Raw genomic sequence first — 15,605 nt, 5'->3', positions numbered from 1 at the left:
CGGGTAGCGCAATATGAAAGTGGGAAAAGAAATCCCGGCCTCGTGAATTCACATCAACGAGGCCGGGATTCTCAGTGGCCAACTACCACCGCGCCGGGGGACAGATGGCGGACTGAATGCTTAGAGCATGCAGGACACGCAACCCTGAACTTCGGTGCCTTCCAGCGCCATCTGACGAAGACGCATGTAGTACAGGGTCTTGATGCCCTTCTTCCACGCGTAAATGTAGGACTTGTTAATGTCACGCGTCGTTACGGTATCCGGGTAGAAGAGCGTGAGCGACAGACCCTGATCCACGTGCTGAGTAGCAACCGCGTAGGTGTCGATGATCTTCTCCGGGCCGATCTCGTAGGCGTCCACGTAGTACTCGCGGTTCTCGTTCGTCATGTACGGAGCCGGGTAGTAGACGCGACCGATCTTGCCTTCCTTACGGATCTCAATCTGAGAAACGATCGGGTGGATCGACGAGGTCGAGTTGTTGATGTACGAAATCGAGCCGGTCGGCGGGATCGCCTGCAGGTTCTGGTTGTACATGCCGTACTGCTTCACATCGGCGGCTAGAGCCTTCCAATCGTCAGCCGTCGGAATGTGGATCGTCGACTTTGCGAGCAACTCACGGCACTTGTCCGTGGTCGGTTCCCACGTGCCATTGATGTACTTTTCGAAGTACTCGCCGGACGCATACTGTGAATCCTCGAAGCCTTCGAAGGAGACGCCGCGTTCTTTCGCGATCAGGCAGGACGCCTTGATTGCTTCGTAGGCGACAGCCAGGAAGTACATGTTCGTGAAGTCCAGAGCCTCTTGAGAGCCGTACATGACGTGTTCGCGAGCAAGGTAACCGTGCAGGTTCATTTGGCCCAGGCCGATCGCGTGGCTCATCGCGTTGCCTCGAGCAATCGAGGGAACCGATTGAATATCCGACAGGTCGGAGACAGCGGTCAGACCGCGGATCGCCGTTTCGATCGTTGTCGAGAAGTCCTCAGAATCCATCGTCTTGGCGATGTTCAACGAACCCAGGTTGCAGGAAATGTCCTTGCCGACGTGGCTGTAGGTCAGGTCAGCGTTGTAGGTCGAGGCCTCGGACACCTGCAGAATTTCGGAGCAGAGGTTCGACATCGTGATGCGACCCTTGATCGGGTTCGCGCGGTTCACAGTATCTTCGAAGACGATGTACGGGTAGCCGGATTCGAACTGAATTTCAGCGAGGGTCTGGAAGAAACGACGAGCGTTGATCTTCTTCTTGTGAATGCGGCCGTCGTCAACCATCTCGCGGTACTTTTCAGAAACGGAGATTTCAGAGAAGGGAACGCCGTAGACGCGCTCGACGTCGTAGGGGCTGAACAGGTACATGTCCTCGTTGTTACGTGCGAGTTCGAACGTAATATCGGGGATCACAACGCCCAACGACAGGGTCTTGATGCGGATCTTTTCGTCAGCGTTCTCACGCTTCGTGTCGAGGAACTGCATGATGTCCGGGTGGTGTGCGCTGAGGTAAACGGCACCCGCACCTTGACGCGCACCCAGCTGGTTCGCGTAAGAGAAGGAGTCCTCCAGAAGCTTCATGACCGGGACAACGCCACTGGACTGGTTCTGGATCTTCTTAATCGGAGCGCCGGCTTCGCGCAGGTTCGTCAGCGACAGGGCGACGCCACCACCGCGCTTCGACAGCTGAAGAGCAGAGTTAATGCCACGGGCGATCGACTCCATGTTGTCTTCGATACGTAGCAGGAAGCAGGATACGAGTTCGCCGCGCGCAGCCTTGCCAGCGTTCAGGAAGGTCGGGGTTGCAGGCTGGAAACGGCCGGCCATGATCTCTTCCACGAACTGCTGAGCGAGCTTCACATCTCCGCGAGCCAAGTACAGGGAGACCATCGCAACACGGTCTTCGAAACGCTCCAGGTAGCGCTTACCGTCGAACGTCTTCAGCGTGTAGGACGTGTAGTACTTGAACGCGCCGAGGAACGTGGGGAAGCGGAATTTGTGCGCGTAGGCGCGCTTGAACAGGTCCTTGATGTCCTGGAACTCGTATTGGTCCAGAACAGCCTGCTCGTAGTAGCCCTCTTCAACCAGGTATTCCATCTTTTCTTCCAGGTCGTGGAAGAAGACGGTGTTCTGGTTGACGTGCTGCAAGAAGTATTGGCGAGCTGCCTTACGATCTGCGTCGAACTGGATCTTGCCATTGGCATCGTAGAGGTTCAGCTGGGCGTTCAGAGCGTGGTAATCGAGCTCTGGGTTACTGATTTCTTCTACGCCTGTGTCGGTGAGATTTTCTGCCAAAACTCTTTCAGTCCTTCTCGAACTCGTGAGACGTCCTCGGGGGTTCCGAGTAGCTCGAACTTATACATATGGGGGACACTCAGCTTCGTTGCAACGATATCGCCTGCGAGGCAGTACGCGGTGCCGAAATTCGTATTTCCTGATGAGATGACTCCCACGCAGTGAGACCTGTTACCCGGGTCGTTGAGGAAGGCGATGACCTGCTTGGGAACCGCGCCCTTGAGGTTGCCCCCGCCGTATGTGGGAACAATCAGCACGTAGGGCTGGTCGACGTGCAGGAACTCGTCGCTTTTCAGCAGCGGGATGCGCTGCGCGGGCAGGCCAAGCTTCTCAACGAACCGGCGAGTATTCCCGGTTGCTGAGGAAAAGTAAACGATGTTCACCATGATGGACCTGCCGTTTGTGCTGCTGTGGTGTGGCGCACCGTGCGCCTAGGTGCGATTCGATTGTATTGACGAGGCCGGACATCTCAGTACTGTTTGAGAATGTTGCCGGGGATCGTCATCGCGTTCGTGAAACTCTGTCCGTGAACGCAGTTCGCCCCGGCCACCTCTATCGGTAACCGGGACGGAAGAAAAGATCAGGCCTGGCCGACTGCGAGGGGCGTTGCGGCAGCTGCCGCAACTGCGACGGCCTTGATGCGGTCCGGGCGGAAGCCACTCCAGTGGGTGTCGCCAGCCATGACGACGGGAGCCTGCTGGTAGCCGAGGCCCTTGATGTAATCGAGCGCTTCGAGGTTTTCCGTCACGTCGATCTTCGTGTAGTCAAGACCCTGCTTGTCGAGAGCGCGGCAGGTTGCGTCGCACTGGGGGCAACGGGGCTTCGAGTAGACGGTGATCGTCATGGGATTCTCCTAATTAAAGAGATGGAAACGCGTATCTTCAGGGGGTATCCCGAAGACCTCTTAACACTACACCTTGTGGGTGCTTGAAGGAATAGGCACAACATGTTGTGGTCGTAACGTTGTGTGACTCAGACTGTGGATAGAGGGAGGCGGATCTGTGAATACGGTGTGGATGGGCTTACTGTTCATATAAAAATTGTCCGTTGAACCGTGGGTAAATCGTTTTACAGAGCACCTCGAAGAGGGCATGATTATGCGGAAATCACACGATTGTCATTCTTCGGTTCCAGGTCCACACGCATGTGCATGGAGGCGAACACATATGTGCCTACCTGTGGATAACTTCGGATGCGAATGGAAAAAACTGCCTCAAAATTCGTGTGCGTCATCGGCGTGTCGCATATGCCAGACCCCTACATGTAGGGGGTGGATTGCGCACACCCTCCCTATATGTAGGGGTCGTGGTAGATGAACCACTACTACTGGTGGCGCGCCTGTTGGGTACCGCTACGAGAGGTAAATGTCCCTATCGAGTGGGAGCAAATGATGTGAGCTCAGCATTCGACGACGTTCACGGCCAGGCCGCCCGTCGACGTTTCCTTGTACTTCGACAGCATGTCGTTGCCGGTTTGGCGCATCGTTTCAATGACGGCATCCAGCGACACCGTATGCCGACCATCACTCCAGAGGGCCATACGTGCCGCGTTAATCGCCTTCACCGCGGCGATCGCATTGCGTTCGATGCAGGGGATTTGAACCAGGCCAGCAATAGGGTCGCAGGTCAGCCCCAGTGAATGCTCCATCGCAATTTCCGCGGCATTCTCAACTTGTTCGGGGGTTCCACCCAACGCTTCGGCCAAGCCTGCGGCCGCCATCGCGGACGCTGAACCAACCTCGCCCTGACAGCCAACTTCAGCACCAGCAATCGACGCGTTCGTCTTAATCAGCGAGCCAATCGCCGTTGCTGCAAGCAAGAAATCATGGACTGCCTTACGCCTGCGCGCCCACGCCTCCCCGTGAATGTCGGAAGAGCCGAAACGCACATGAGCAAAAGGAGCCTCAGGTGAGTCGAACAGCGCCGGAGCCGATGCGGCACCAATCGTTGCACCAGCTTCAGGGCAGTAGGAGACCAGGTAGCCGAGGACCGCAGGAATCACGCCCGCAGCGCCATTCGTCGGCGCGGTGACGATGCGGTGGCCGGCAGCGTTCTCTTCGTTGACCGCCAGCGCGAACAGGTTCACCCAGTCCATCGCGCGCATCGGGTCGTCGGGACTCGAGGCCCAGGGAGCACCGGGAAGCGGTTCGCAGCTGGTACGAGCACGTTCGGACAGTTTTGCGCTCAGTGCTTTCGCGCGACGAGGGACGTCCAAACCACCCGGAAGAATGCCACTGGCACTGGTTCCGGCATCCACGCACTCAAACATCGTGTCCGCGATCGCATCCAAATACTCATCGAGATCTTGAGCAGTTCGCACAGCTTCTTCATTACGACGAACCAACTCGGAGATGCGCAAACCAGACTGCTTACACTCGTGGAGCAGGCGTGCGCTGGTCGTAAAGAGGAACGGCGCAGGAGCATCAATTGTCGCGGCGCTCATGCCGGTCGCCAGCGATGCGACCTCCGGATTATCCACGTCATCATTCATCTGCACCATCACGAAGCCACCGCCCACCGAGTAATAGGTGTGCTCCAGAATTTTCTCGTGGCCATCAGTTTCGCGCCACGCCGTGATCGTCAGAGCGTTCACGTGATACTTCAACACCGTGCGCGGAACGAAACGAATATCGCGCGCAATATCAAAAGGAACCTGACCGCACGGAGTCGGCAAGAAACCGGTCGCGGCAATCGCCGGGAAAATACCCTCAACCGTATCGATCTCAACGCTCTCCGGGCTGTAGCCCGCAAGGCCCAGCAAGACTGCGCGGTCAGTGTTGTGCCCGCGACCCGTCGCGCCAAGCGAACCAAACAGGTCGATCGTAATACGGCACGGCGCCTGCGACTCCGCCTCTTCTTCGGGGGAGCGTTGAGATGTGGAGGCGGCCTCGTCCCCTTTATCTCTGGCGAGCAACGACGCCAACTCGCCTGTAAACGCAAGACCGGCGCGCATCGGACCAACCGTGTGTGACGACGATGGGCCGATACCGATGCGGAACATGTCGAAAACCGACAGGGGGTGCGCAGCCTGAGAAGCGGGAACCTCACCGGAAAGCACGGCAGCGGGCGTTGCCTCGCCAGCGTCGAAACGATCTGGCGTCACCTGAGCAAGTGGAAGAGCGGTCGGAGAATCGGCGGCGTCAAAAGTCATGCGAACTATTGTGCGCTTTCATCACCGTAAGAGCGAACCGTAGACTGGGCGCTATGACAACCAGCATCGAATTTCCTGCTCGTCCGACCGTCGTCGCTATCATCCAATGCGCCATGGAAATGGAAGCGGCACCCCTGCGCGCCGCGTTGCACCCCTGCGCCGGTAGTGACACGGTCACCGAACTCATCGTCGGAATGGAGGGCCACGCACAACAGCGTTTTGCGCTCGGTGCTCTTGACGGTCACGACGTTCTGCTTGTGCAAAGCGGAATTGGTCTGGCGAACTCCGCGTCCGCGACCGCGCGCGCCCTCACGCTGGTTGATAGTCCCATCATCATCGCAGCGGGCACCACCGGTGGACTCGCCGCGGACATCAACGTCTCCACCATCGCTGCCGGCACCTCGACCATCTACTCCCAAGCCGACGCCACCGCCTTCGGCTACGCCATGGGCCAGATCCCGCAGATGCCCGAAGACTACCGATCCTCCGACGAAACCGTTGCTCGCGTCGCCCTGCTTGCCAAGTCCGACACCCTCACCGTCATGACCGGTCGCGTCCTGTCCTCCGACTCGTTCATCACCGCCCCCCTCGCCCAGCCCATGCGCGAAAAATTCCCGGACGCTATTGGCGCCGACATGGAAACCTGCGCCATGGCGGAAGTCGCCTGGTCCAGCGGTGTTGACTGGGTCAGCCTGCGCGCCGTCTCCGACTTGTGTGGCCCCGCTGCCGACCAGGACTTCCACATGGACTCCGAAAAGGCAGCCGGCATTAGCGCGCTCGCGGTCCGCACGTTCCTGACGCTCTGACCTGCATTTTTTAATTGGAAGGATCCCAGTGAAACGAGTTCTGATGGTCTGCACCGGCAACATCTGTCGGTCGACGATGGCTCACCAGATTCTGCTTGAAGCCGCGCGCGATGCCGGCGTTGACATCGTCGTGGATTCCGCAGGAGTTTCCGACGAAGAAGAGGGCAACCCGGTCGACCGTCGCGCTGCCCGGGTCTTGCGCGAATACGGCCACGAGGTCCCCAACCATCGTGCGCGCCAGATCCGCATGAGTGAACTGGCGGACTGGGACCTGATCCTTGCCATGACCGGCCATCACCTGTCTGCATTGAACCGCCTTCGCGATCGCGCCGGGCTTCGTGCCGATGCGGCTTCTGATTCACGAGGCTCCGCTGGGCCTGATATCCGTTTGTTCCGTGATTTTGATCCGCAGGCCACCCCGTCAGACCATGATGTCCCCGACCCGTGGTACGGCGGATATCAGGACTTCGTCGAGACGCTCGAGACGATTGAGCGCACGACGCCGTTCATCGTGGAAGAGCTGTCGAAGTAGCGAAGCGACTAGGCAGTGACTGGTTCATCGTCACGCTGAGTTGCGGGTTGCCCGCTCATCTTCAGGACCTCGCGGCCGGGCTCAGCCATGAATGACACAACCGTGAATCCGAACGCGACGATGCCACTGATGATGAAGATCCACTGAATCGAGAATCGGTCAGCAAGCGGCCCGAACGCGATCATGCCAATTGGCATACCCAGCACTGCAACGATGTTGATCAGCGAAAACACGCGACCCATGTACGTCTGTTCGACCGTGGTCTGAACCAGTGTCATGACCGGCGCGGAGAAGAACGGGATCAGTAGAGCGATGATGAACATCAGTACGAACAGGGCAAACAGGCCGACGGTCGTCCCCAGGAATGGCGTCAGGCCAAGGGCGGCGGACAACAGGCCGAAGCTCCCGCACGAATAGAGAAGCATCCGGCTCTGATTCCACTTCACGGCAAAGGTCGCGATCGCCAGACCGCCTAGCGCCATGCCCGCTGAGAATGAGGTTTCCATGACCGTCAGCGGCCAGACAGCGTCGGTGAAGTCGCGCGCGATCATCAGTGGCACCATGAAGTTCGGTGCGACGATCAGCGTGAAGATTACTGTGTAGAGGACCATCAGCCAGAGGATCGTGCGGTGTCCCGCAACGTAGCGCAGGCCGTCCATCAGATCGTGAGCGAACGACTTTCCATCTTCGCCACCGCTTCGCACCGTTGCAACGGGGATCGTCAGGACAATACCGACGCCGATCAGGGCAGTGACAACGTCGATCCAGAAGGTCGGAACCAGGCCACCCCAGCCGTAGACCGCGCCCGCGATCACCGGAGACAGCAGTGCCATCGCCGAGTTAATTGTCTGATTAATGCCGTTTACGCGCATGAGCTGACTGGTCGGGGTCAGCTGTGGTAGGAGAGCGCCAACCGCGGGTTGTTGGAAGCCGGCGCCTACGGAGCGAATGAAGACCGCGCCGTAGATCAGCCAAAGTGAGGTTTCGCCCGCAATCATTGCTATTGCCAACCCTAGGGTGACCAGCGCAATGATCGAGTCGGAAACGGCGATCACCGTTCGACGGTTCATTCGGTCGGCAAGCGTGCCACCAAACAAAGACAGAATCGCTTGGGGGACGAAAGCGACAACGGCGTACAGGGTGATGACCCACCCGGTCTTGAGCGTCAGCGTCAGATACCACATGATCGCGTACTGCACGATCGAGGAGCCGAACAGGGAAATCGCCTGCGCGATCAGGAATAGGGTGACGCGACGCTTCCAATGCGAGTCGGTTTCCGCGGGTGCGCTGGGGGTTTCGTTGATCGACGAGGCTACCTCCACGGGATCCGCGTTCTCCTGGTCTAAAGGACGGGTCTCATCGGCGTGAGGCGAGGTGAGGCTGTCAGTCATGTGATGAACGCTAGCAATACCAAGGGTTATTGTGTGCGCCGAGCGCACGATGTCACAGTTACTCTCCTGTTTGGGGCGAGACGATCGCATCGGCGCGCGATGCGCATTCGGCGACCAATTCAATGTTGGGGGCGTCCACGGTGCGCACCCAGTGGGCGGCATCTGCGCGGCATTTTCCGAATGCTTCGTGGCGGGTGACGAGGCGCCGCATGACAGCGTCTGTCGGCGTATCAATGTGGACGAGGAAGTCAATGTGCCCGCGAGCCTCGCGCCACCCCGGTTTGTCGAATGCCAGGTAGTTGCCTTCGGTGATGACGATGCCCTCAGTTGGAATCAGGATGGACGCTGCGACAGGTTCGTGCAGGCCACGGTTGTAGTCGGGAGCAAAAACGGGGTGCTCGCTCGCTTGAATGCGTGCCAGCAGGGTCTCGTACCCCCAGATGTCAAACGTGTCGGGAGCGCCCTTGCGGTCGTGGCACTCCAAGTCGTCCAGCACGGCATTCGACATGTGAAAGCCATCCATTGGCGCGATGCCAGCCACCGCAACATCGGCAGTTTCAAGGATTTCTGCGACAAGGGCTGCAACGGTGGTCTTCCCGGTTCCGGGAGGGCCGGTCAGACCGAGGACACGAATGTTTTCTCCATTTGCCAGCCGGTGAAGGACAAGGTCAACGACCTGTTGAGCGACGGACAGCGACGCGGACGCGCGTTCAGAGTAGATGGCGTAGGGTGCGGATCCGCTGATGGAGCCAGCGGGTTGATTGTCTGCGGTGTCAGTGTGTGTGCTCATGGCCGAAACCTCGTCGTTCTGGGGCGGAGCGGAAACGGTAAATGAAAGAGCCGGCTGCGACGCGCGCAACCGGCTCGACACAATCAGGCGTTTGCTGTGATCGTCGGCAGTGTCGACCAGGGGAAGTTGATCCACTTGTCGGTTTCTGCCCAGATGTAGTCGGGGGTGATGATCGAGCGTGATTTCTTGTAGATGCAGACGCTGCGCGCGTCAACTTTCACTTGGTTTTCACCGTCGAGGGACAGGCCGTCTTCGGCGATCATGTCCATGACCATCTTGAGGGTCTTGCCGGAGTCTGCGACGTCGTCAACGACCAGGACTCGCTTGCCTTCCATCGCGGAAATATCCATGAGCGGAGGAAGTAGGATCGGTGCTTCGAGGGTTTCGCCAACGCCGGTGTAGAACTCGACGTTCATGGTGCCGCATGCCTTGACGTCCATTGCGTAGGAGATGGCGCCCGCAGGGATCAGGCCACCGCGCGCGATGGCGACGATCAGTTCGGGGATCCAGCCGGAGTCAACGATCTGCTGAGTGAGTTCACGGCTTGCAACGCCGAAACCTTCCCACGTGAGAACCTCGCGATCTGCAACGTTGGGAACGTCCGTGGACTGAGCAGTGGTGGTGTTCGGCTGATCCGTCATGTCACTCCCTGGGTAGCGGCTTTATGGTGGTCGGCTATGGGTGGGCCGTCTCAATAAACCAGATAAAGAACTTAGGGACAAGAGTAGTACTCCGCGCGCGGTGGGTGATACCGAAATTGGGTGCGGAAGTGATGGTCTCGTCACTGTTCGTGTTCAGTTGCGCAACTTCGTGCGCGTGGGGGACGAGGCCGCGCTCGATTGCTCAGCCTGCCAGCGTGCTACCGGCGCGGTTTTGGGTGGTCTCAGGCGCGTTCGATGCGTCGCAGTTCTTTGAGGTAGGCGGTGCCGGGGTTACGTGGATGTCCTTTATATGTCCAGGTCAGAATGCGTTCGACGTCGAAGCGTCGCGCGCAGTGTCCGCAGGCGGTGACGCGACGCGGTGGCCGGTAGAGCTTGCGTTGTGCTCCGCATTTGGGGCAAGTTCCGACCCAGGGTTCGTCCGGGGAAGGCAGATGCGAGGGGAGCTTTGCGTCATCGGGGGCGCCCAGACCGCGAGCAACCTTCCGCCACGTTGCATCGTGGTGATGGTCTGGGCCGACAAGGGCGTGCGCGATTTCGTGGAGGATGACGCCACGAACGGTGTCCTGATCATAGAGATCGGTGAGCGGTCCGGACAGAGTGATCGTCTTCGTCCGGTAGGCGCAGGATCCTGCTCGGCGTTTTGCTGTGTCGAATTTGAATGTCCAGTCGCCCAGTTCGGCGGCGTCCATCAGCATGCGCGCTTCTTTTCGTGCGATTCGTCGATCCATTTCAGATCGTCTCAATCAGGCCGAGGACGCGTTTCGCCGACACCTTGTTGGGTGTGCCCAGCTGTTGGGCGAAGAAGGAGACGCGCAGTTCTTCAATCAACCATCGCACGTGCGAGATCGTTGTAGCCGACTTCGCGTTGTAAGGGCGCGCGCGAGCGCTCTCTTCGGCTTCGCCCAAAGCGTCGAGGATGTCGTGGATTCGGTCCCTATTCTCCAGATCGCGATCGAGTGCTCTGGGGGATGAGGCTGCGCGTTCAATACGCATCGCTCCGGCTTTCAGATAGCGCGCCAGGTGAGGCATCGCCGATAGGGGCGTATCAAGAACAAAACCCGGATACATCAGAGAATCAACGTGATCTCGCTCGTCAGCAACTGTTTCGCGCATGGATTCTTCCGTGTGAGAGCGGATCGCGGACTCAATATCGCCGTGGGCTTCCATGGCTCGTACAACGTAGCTGAGAATCTCGTAGACCCTGTCCTCGTGCAGGTTTCGTGCGCGATTGGCGAGGTCTTCGAATGAGGCTGCGTCTCGAATCGATCCGGGACCGGCCTGGCCTGACAATTCATCTACTAGCGAGAGGGCGGAAGCCAACTGAGTGTCCGCAATCAATGCAGTGGTATCCGGGTAGGGTGATGCGGCGAGCATCAGAGCTTGGCGTCCCGTCCAACGTGTCGTCACTCGAGTCTGTTGCAAGCGAACTCGGCGAACCAACAGGCGCGCAAGGCCCTCGCGGTGATGGCGGTCAGCGTCGCTCGAATTCGCCATGAGTCTTACGCCAGCGCTCGGATCTGTGGCGCTACCTTGAGCGACAAGCGCGGGGAAGCCGCGCAGTGTTATCACCTGGATACCTTGCGAGCTGGATGTTTGACCGGGAGAGTCAATCGACCGGGGAAGCGGGTCAGCTGGGAAATCTGTCAGCCCATCAACGTGCAGGTGGGTAGCAACCTCGGGGGAACCATCGGAATCTGAATGCGCATGACCAGCGTTGTTCTTCGCTTCGCTGAAGCTCGCGCGCGAACTATCTGTGCGCGAACTGGGGTGGCTTCGTCGATTGGAGCGATCCTGTGTGGCGTCGAGAAGAGCCTCGGCGACAGCGCCTCGCACCGCGTCACGAATCGCATTGTCTGCTGACGATGCCAACGTGCGTTGCAGGTATGTGAGGTCGGTGCTCGAACCGAGTTCAGCGCCGTGCGAATCAACAACGCTGAATGTCATCCGCAGATGCGTGGGTAGGTTGTCGTGAGCGTGTGCAAGGTGAGAATCGCTCAGATCGATTCCGCGCAGAATCCTCACTGCGGTGCGGAAAGCCTCGCTGAATGAAGGGCGTTCTCTCGACCAATCAATCACCGTCGACTGTGGTGGGGTCGCGGGTGTCTCTTCAGCCTGAGGTTCTGGCATCGGCGCAGGCTTTTTTCCACGATCCTTCTGCTTTGCATTCCCAGTCGTGGCACCCCAGCGAGCAAGACGATCCATCGCTGCCGTCAGGCTCATCGGATCGACCCCCGTAGAAGCCTCGTCACCGTTCTTGGACGACGTGGCTGCGCCGGAATGCTGCGAAGCGACGCCGGACTCGGCTTCGGTCAAGGTTCCTGCGAGCGCGCGCTCCATCCATGCTCCGGCCTGAGCGCCGACCTCGGGCGCGGGGGCAAGTAGACGACGCTGAGCCTTCGGCAGAGCGCGAATCGACTCAGTAATGAGCTCGATCAGCATGCCGGGAACCAACCAGTCCGTGCCAACATCATTGACGCGTTGCAGGACTTCGACCGGGATTATCATCGTGACGCCGTCGCGCGCACTGCCGGGCGTGAACGCATACGACAGATCAAGCTTCAGGCCATTCGATTCCCAGGTATCGGGGAAACCGTCAGCATCTTGGCTGATCCCTCGCGGAAGAAGCAGGGAAGAAGTGTATGTCAGCAGGTCAGGATGCTTTTGGCGCGTGTGTTTCCACCAGCGATTGAAGTGCCCGGCGGACACAATATCGTCGGGAAGCAGGTCGTCGAAGAATGCGAAACGCGCGTCCTGGTCAGCAACCAAACCGTGGGTGCGTGAACGTCGTTCGACTTCGCGCGCCTGCTCCAGTAGCTCATCGTTCGTCTTTTGGAAGCGGTGGCGTTCGCGCCATTCGCCGTTCACCAGCGCGTGGCGGATGAACATTTCGCGGGCGAGTATTCGCGCCGTCAGCGCAGTGTCAATGGTCGACGAGGCCGGGATCTCCACCTTATCGATCGGCGGGGTGGTGCTCGACGAAGATGCCCCATTCGACTGCTCGGGTGTTTCATTGCTGGGAGCCAAGTTCGCTAAGTCGTCACCATCGCTGGATGTATCGAAGCTGGTCGACGGCAGATTGAGGGCACCAGCCAATGCCATCGCGAGGAAGTCACGACCAATAGAGCCTATCTCGGTACGAGAACGACGATCCGACGTAGGTACACCCAGCAGGCCCTGAGCGATTCCGGCCAAGGAACCCGCCGTGACCACGCGAGACGAGCGCGAATCCGAACCCGCGTCAATCACGTGGTCACCCAAACGACCCAGTAAGACAGGACGGTCGGCAACTAAAGTCAGCCCGTAGAGAAGGACCTTTTCCTTCACCATTGCCGCACCCTTGGCGCTCGACCAGAAGGGCTCGGAATATACGCGCTTCAACAGTGGGCGAGCCACCGGCTCAATCCACGCCGGATCAATCCGCGCAACAGTGCGAGCAAAGAGGCGACTGGTCTCAACCAATTCAGCGGTCATCACCCACGCAGGATGTGAGCGCGCTAAACCTGAACCCGGCCAAATCGTGAAGTGAGTACCGCGGGCACCCTGATAATCACGTTTTGCCTGATCCCACGAACCCAAGTTCGACAGGAAACCAACAAGCAGTGATCGGTGAATCTGGTCGGCATCCACACTGCGCGAACCATCCGTGAACGCCACAACCGCACGCGCTACCGCATCAGTCAAACCGCCCGCTTCCGCCGCATGAACAACATCGCTAGACGACGGAATATCAATCGGATGCACATCCAACCCGAGCGGACGGGCCATCTGCTGCAACTGAACAACAACGTCACGCCACTCGTTAAAACGCAGGTAGTGCAGGAACTCGGCCCGACACATGCGACGGAACGCCGCACCCGATAGATCCCTCTGCTGGACTGTTAAGTAGCGCCACAAATTCAAGTAGGTGACGAAGTCAGACTTCGGATTCGCCAAGCGAGCATGAGCAGCATCGGCAGCCGCCTGATGTTCAGCGGGGCGCTCGCGGACATCCTGAATTGAAAGTGCTGCCACGATGACAAGGACTTCGGAAGCACAGCCGTTTGCGTCGGCTTCCAGAAGGATTCGTCCCAGCCTGGGGTCAATCGGCAACCGCGCCAAATCCCGACCAATTGCGGTCAAGCGGTGTCCAAAGGAACGCCTTGAACTTGCGCCACCAGCACTGTTTGAATCCGCGTCCTTTGCGCTCGAGGGCGAAGACATGTGCGTGGCCTCGTCATCTTCTACGAGAGCGCCAATCTCCACCAGAGTCGCGATGCCATCGCGAACCGCGCGATGCTCGGGCGGGTCGAGGAAGGGGAAGTCGGCAATTGAACCGAGGCCCAGCGCCGCCATCTGTAGGATGACCGACGCGAGCGAGGTGCGCAGGATTTCCGGTTCGGTGAAGCGAGGACGATTCTCGTAGTCGCGTTGCGAAAAGAGGCGGATTGCGATGCCGTCAGCGACGCGACCACAGCGTCCAGCCCTCTGATTAGCGCTGGCCTGCGACACCGCTTCGATCGGCAGTCGCTGCACCTTCGTCCGGTTGGAATAGCGAGAAATACGCGCAAAACCAGGGTCGATGACATAGCGAATGCCCGGGACAGTCAGCGAAGTTTCCGCAACATTGGTTGCCAGAACAACGCGACGCAGTCGGTGGTCCTCGAACACGCGATGCTGCTCGGCTGCACTCAGGCGCGCGAACAGCGGAACGATTTCAATATCCGTCGGGCGAGCCTTCGCAGTCTCACCCGCTTTTACCCCGCGCGGACCTAGATGGTCGAGTAATGCCTGTTCGGTATCGCGGATGTCGCGTTCGCCCGGCAGGAAAACAAGGATGTCCCCCTCGCCCTCACCAGCAAGTTCGTCAACGGCGTGACAGATCGCGGTCTCAACATCAGTGTCCTCGCCGAGCCCGTACCCAAGCGACGGCAGATCATCGTCAGGGTCTTCCAAGACCAGCTGTTCTGCGCCCAGGTGCAGATTATCGTCTTCGATTGACAAGGCGTCGCCCGGTTCCTGCTCAGTGCCCGGAGTGGACGACGAGTAGTGCGTCATCACGTCAGCGGTGAGGGGGCGATAGCGGACTTCGACGGGGAAGGTGCGACCCGAGACTTCAATAACAGGTGCCGGCTGCTTCAACGTCCCACGACCGGGCAGACCATCCCACACACCGAAGTGCTCAGCGAAACGCTTCGAGTCGATCGTCGCCGAGGTGATGATGACTTTCAGATCCGGGCGCGCCGGAAGCAGACGAGCCAGATAGCCCAAGATGAAGTCAATGTTCAGGCTACGTTCGTGGGCCTCGTCAATAATCAGTGTGTCGTAGCGACGAAGCAACGGATCGGACTGGATTTCCGCCAGCAGAATGCCGTCGGTCATCAGCTTGACTAGGGTGGTGGGCCCGACCTTGTCCGTGAAACGCACCTGATAGCCGACAACCTGGCCAGGTTCGCGTCCAACTTTTTGCCCGAGTTCTTCAGCGATGCGGTCAGCGACCGAACGCGCTGCGATACGCCTGGGTTGAGTGTGTCCGATCATTCCGGAGACGCCACGACCCAGTTGCATACAGATTTTCGGGAGCTGCGTGGTCTTACCCGAACCCGTTTCACCAGAAACGATAACAACCTGGTGGTCACGTATCGCCTGAGCGATTTCGTCGCGGCGAGCACTGACCGGCAGGTCAGGGAAAGTCACGACGGGGATTGCGGCTGCGCGCGCGGCCAGCTGTTCGGGAGTGAACGGCTTAAACGTGTGTGCGTGTTCGTATTGAGGACTGCGCCTACGACGAGGCTTGTGGTGTGGCTGGGTGGCAGAGTGCCCGTTGCGCTCGCGGGAACCTATGGGAGTACGAGGCTCCTGCCCGACGCGGCTTTTACGCTGCTGCCCCTTGCGCGGAGTGTCCTTTTTGGACGTGCCAGAATTTTGCGGGCGCGCTCCACCGCCACGGCGGCCGTGCTGAGACGACCCCGATTCATTGGAACGCACTGGTTTTTCTGGCACCCGCCTAGTCTAACGAGG

At 59.1% G+C, this 15,605-nt stretch carries 11 protein-coding genes; 2 read left to right on the top strand and 9 right to left on the bottom strand.

All coding sequences use genetic code 11. The annotated features are described in order from the left end of the window. Window positions 1–120 precede the first annotated feature (120 nt). The 4 genes from nrdE to QP503_RS03345 form a co-directional block, all read right to left on the bottom strand. Entirely contained in the window at window positions 121–2,277 is a 2,157-nt protein-coding gene (nrdE, locus tag QP503_RS03360; RefSeq protein ID WP_103632828.1) for a class 1b ribonucleoside-diphosphate reductase subunit alpha, read from the bottom strand. Continuing rightward, the gene (gene nrdI, locus QP503_RS03355) at window positions 2,247–2,663 is read right to left on the bottom strand and encodes a class Ib ribonucleoside-diphosphate reductase assembly flavoprotein NrdI (RefSeq protein ID WP_103632827.1); all 417 of its coding nucleotides are present in this window, start codon (window positions 2,661–2,663) and stop codon (window positions 2,247–2,249) included. Before nrdI ends, nrdE begins: the two co-directional genes overlap by 31 nt. Before the next feature lie 194 nt (window positions 2,664–2,857). After that, a complete protein-coding gene (gene nrdH / locus QP503_RS03350) occupies window positions 2,858–3,121 on the bottom strand; it encodes a glutaredoxin-like protein NrdH (protein WP_101628451.1) in 264 nt (87 codons plus the stop codon). 554 nt (window positions 3,122–3,675) lie between these two features. Continuing rightward, the gene (locus QP503_RS03345; RefSeq protein WP_285101248.1) at window positions 3,676–5,427 is read right to left on the bottom strand and encodes an L-serine ammonia-lyase, iron-sulfur-dependent, subunit alpha; all 1,752 of its coding nucleotides are present in this window, start codon (window positions 5,425–5,427) and stop codon (window positions 3,676–3,678) included. Window positions 5,428–5,480: 53 nt separating this feature from the next. Between QP503_RS03345 and mtnN the strand changes: the two genes are divergently transcribed. Together mtnN and QP503_RS03335 are read left to right on the top strand one after the other, a co-directional pair. Continuing rightward, complete coding sequence (gene mtnN, locus QP503_RS03340; protein WP_285069530.1) at window positions 5,481–6,233, top strand: 5'-methylthioadenosine/S-adenosylhomocysteine nucleosidase; 753 nt, start codon at window positions 5,481–5,483, stop codon at window positions 6,231–6,233. Window positions 6,234–6,276: 43 nt separating this feature from the next. Then, entirely contained in the window at window positions 6,277–6,765 is a 489-nt protein-coding gene (locus QP503_RS03335) for a low molecular weight protein-tyrosine-phosphatase (protein WP_040318353.1), read from the top strand. 8 nt (window positions 6,766–6,773) lie between these two features. Here the strand turns inward: QP503_RS03335 and QP503_RS03330 are convergent, their stop codons facing one another. The 5 genes from QP503_RS03330 to QP503_RS03310 form a co-directional block, all read right to left on the bottom strand. Then, the gene (locus tag QP503_RS03330; RefSeq protein WP_285069529.1) at window positions 6,774–8,156 is read right to left on the bottom strand and encodes an MFS transporter; all 1,383 of its coding nucleotides are present in this window, start codon (window positions 8,154–8,156) and stop codon (window positions 6,774–6,776) included. Between the two features lie 58 nt (window positions 8,157–8,214). Next, window positions 8,215–9,081, bottom strand: coding sequence for a nucleoside/nucleotide kinase family protein (locus QP503_RS03325; RefSeq protein WP_336619944.1), 867 nt, complete (start codon window positions 9,079–9,081; stop codon window positions 8,215–8,217). Continuing rightward, window positions 9,030–9,587, bottom strand: coding sequence for a phosphoribosyltransferase (locus QP503_RS03320; RefSeq protein WP_103632824.1), 558 nt, complete (start codon window positions 9,585–9,587; stop codon window positions 9,030–9,032). Before QP503_RS03320 ends, QP503_RS03325 begins: the two co-directional genes overlap by 52 nt. 242 nt (window positions 9,588–9,829) lie before the next feature. Further along, window positions 9,830–10,336 (bottom strand): SprT-like domain-containing protein, encoded by a 507-nt coding sequence (locus tag QP503_RS03315; protein WP_040318354.1) that lies wholly within the window; start codon window positions 10,334–10,336, stop codon window positions 9,830–9,832. Window position 10,337: 1 nt separating this feature from the next. Then, window positions 10,338–15,587 carry a DUF3418 domain-containing protein gene (locus tag QP503_RS03310; RefSeq protein WP_442953362.1) on the bottom strand — a complete coding sequence of 1,750 codons (5,250 nt, stop codon included), beginning with the start codon at window positions 15,585–15,587 and terminating at the stop codon, window positions 10,338–10,340. Window positions 15,588–15,605: the final 18 nt, after the last annotated feature.

Origin of the sequence: Pauljensenia sp. UMB0895, from assembly GCF_030218905.1 — a bacterium.
Lineage (GTDB): Bacteria > Actinomycetota > Actinomycetes > Actinomycetales > Actinomycetaceae > Pauljensenia > Pauljensenia turicensis_A.
Note: the sequence above shows the minus strand (reverse complement) of the source record. Positions and strands in the feature narration are given on the sequence as shown.

Coding starts and splice junctions, on each gene's coding strand:
- mtnN (WP_285069530.1), top strand. CDS start 5,481: ATGACAACCAGCATCGAATTTCCTGCTCGTCCGACCGTCGTCGCTATC.
- QP503_RS03320 (WP_103632824.1), bottom strand. CDS start 9,587: ATGACGGATCAGCCGAACACCACCACTGCTCAGTCCACGGACGTTCCC.
- nrdH (WP_101628451.1), bottom strand. CDS start 3,121: ATGACGATCACCGTCTACTCGAAGCCCCGTTGCCCCCAGTGCGACGCA.
- QP503_RS03345 (WP_285101248.1), bottom strand. CDS start 5,427: ATGACTTTTGACGCCGCCGATTCTCCGACCGCTCTTCCACTTGCTCAG.
- QP503_RS03330 (WP_285069529.1), bottom strand. CDS start 8,156: ATGACTGACAGCCTCACCTCGCCTCACGCCGATGAGACCCGTCCTTTA.
- QP503_RS03315 (WP_040318354.1), bottom strand. CDS start 10,336: ATGGATCGACGAATCGCACGAAAAGAAGCGCGCATGCTGATGGACGCC.
- nrdI (WP_103632827.1), bottom strand. CDS start 2,663: ATGGTGAACATCGTTTACTTTTCCTCAGCAACCGGGAATACTCGCCGG.
- QP503_RS03335 (WP_040318353.1), top strand. CDS start 6,277: ATGGTCTGCACCGGCAACATCTGTCGGTCGACGATGGCTCACCAGATT.